This is a genomic window from Kitasatospora putterlickiae (genome assembly GCF_039527695.1).
Lineage (GTDB): Bacteria > Actinomycetota > Actinomycetes > Streptomycetales > Streptomycetaceae > Kitasatospora > Kitasatospora putterlickiae.
The window spans coordinates 62,168-63,666 of sequence record NZ_BAAAKJ010000257.1; the positions used below are offsets into that span (position 1 = coordinate 62,168).

The window sequence follows — 1,499 nt, forward strand, 5'->3', positions numbered from 1 at the left end:
GGGCGCCGACGGTGAAGGCCGACTCCTCGGAGGCGAGGTGGAGGACGGCGTCGTCGACCTCCTCGACGGCTCCGGCGCGGCCGGCCGGGACGCTCGCCTTCATCCGGTCGGCCTTGTCGGAGGCGCTCTCGCCGGGCCGGGAGGACATGGTGGTCTCGATCGGGCCCGGGCTGACCAGGTTGATCCGCACGCCGTCGGCGATGTGGTCGCGGGCGGCGCTGCGGGTCAGGGTGGCGACGGCGGCCTTGGAGACGGCGTAGGCGCCGAGGTTCTCGGCCCGCAGGTGGGTGCCGAGGTTCGAGGAGATGTTGACGATCGCCCCGCCGCCGTTGGCGCGCAGGTGGGCGATCTGGTGCTTCATCGCGTACCAGGTGCCGGTGAGGTTGATGTCGAGCAGCCGCCGCCACTCCTCCTCGGCGACGTCGGCGATCGGGCCGAGGCCGCCGAAGACGCCCGCGTTGTTGACCGCGACGTCCAGGCCGCCGAGCCGTTCGACGGTCTCGCGCACCAGGCGGGCGGCGTCGGCGGCGTCGGAGACCGAGCCGGTCAGGGCGACGGCGGTGCCGCCCTCCCGCTCGACGAGGGCGACGGTCTCGGCGAGCGCGCTGGCGGTGCGGCCCGCGACGGCGACGCGGGCTCCCTCACGGGCGAAGGCGAGGGCGACGGCTCGGCCGATGCCGCTGCCACCACCGGTGACCAGGACGGACTTGCCGGTGAAGCGGGTGGCACTGCGGGTCATGGGAGTGCTCCTCGATCGAGGGTCTAAATTGACCGTTCGGTTCAGAATAAAGACAGAAAAAAGAGCATGAACAAGGAAGGATTGACGACGGTTCGGCCCAGCAGGGCGAGTGGGTCCGGCGGGGCGGTTCAGTCCAGCAGGGCGAGCGCCTGGTCGGCGGCGTCCCGCAGGCGGGCCGCGCCGTCGCCGGCCTTGCCGACCACCCGCATGCCCTGGAACAGCACCAGCAGCATCCGGGCGAGCGCCTGCGGGTCGCGCCCCTCGGGCAGTTCGCCCTGGGCCCCCGCCCGGACCAGCGCGGCGGTCAGGACGGTCTCCAGGTGGAGCAGGCTGGCCTCCACCCGGCGGGCGGCGTCCTGGTCGTGCGGGGCCAGTTCCACCGCCGTGTTGGTGACGAAACACCCCCGGCGCACGCCGCCCTCGCAGTCTTCGGCGGACTCGCGGGAGAAGCGGCGGACCAGGGCGCGGACGGCCGGCAGGACCGGGCCGGGCTGCGACAGCTCGGCCAGCAGCACGGGCTGCTGGCGCTGTCCGTACCGTTCCAGCGCGCGCAGGTAGAGCTCCCGCTTGCTGCCGAAGGTGGCGTAGACGCTGGCGCGGCCGATCCCGAGGTGCTCGACCAGGTCCGCCATCGAGGTGGCCTCGTAGCCGCGCCGCCAGAACAGCTCCAGTGCCGAGTCGAGCGCCGCGTCGGGGTCGAATTCCTTGGTTCGCGCCATGTCTGAAAGGTAGTCGATTCCAGATCGAACGGTCAAGAAAG

Annotated in this window: 2 protein-coding genes; both read right to left on the minus strand. The window is 72.4% G+C overall.

Features of this window, described 5'->3' with window-relative positions; genetic code table 11:
* A partial coding sequence (locus ABD308_RS26270) for an SDR family NAD(P)-dependent oxidoreductase (protein WP_344339206.1) occupies nt 1–739 on the minus strand: 739 nt, incomplete at its 3' end.
* A gap of 128 nt (nt 740–867) precedes the next feature.
* The gene (locus ABD308_RS26275) at nt 868–1,458 is read right to left on the minus strand and encodes a TetR/AcrR family transcriptional regulator (RefSeq protein ID WP_344339208.1); all 591 of its coding nucleotides are present in this window, start codon (nt 1,456–1,458) and stop codon (nt 868–870) included.
* Nucleotides 1,459–1,499 lie beyond the last annotated feature (41 nt).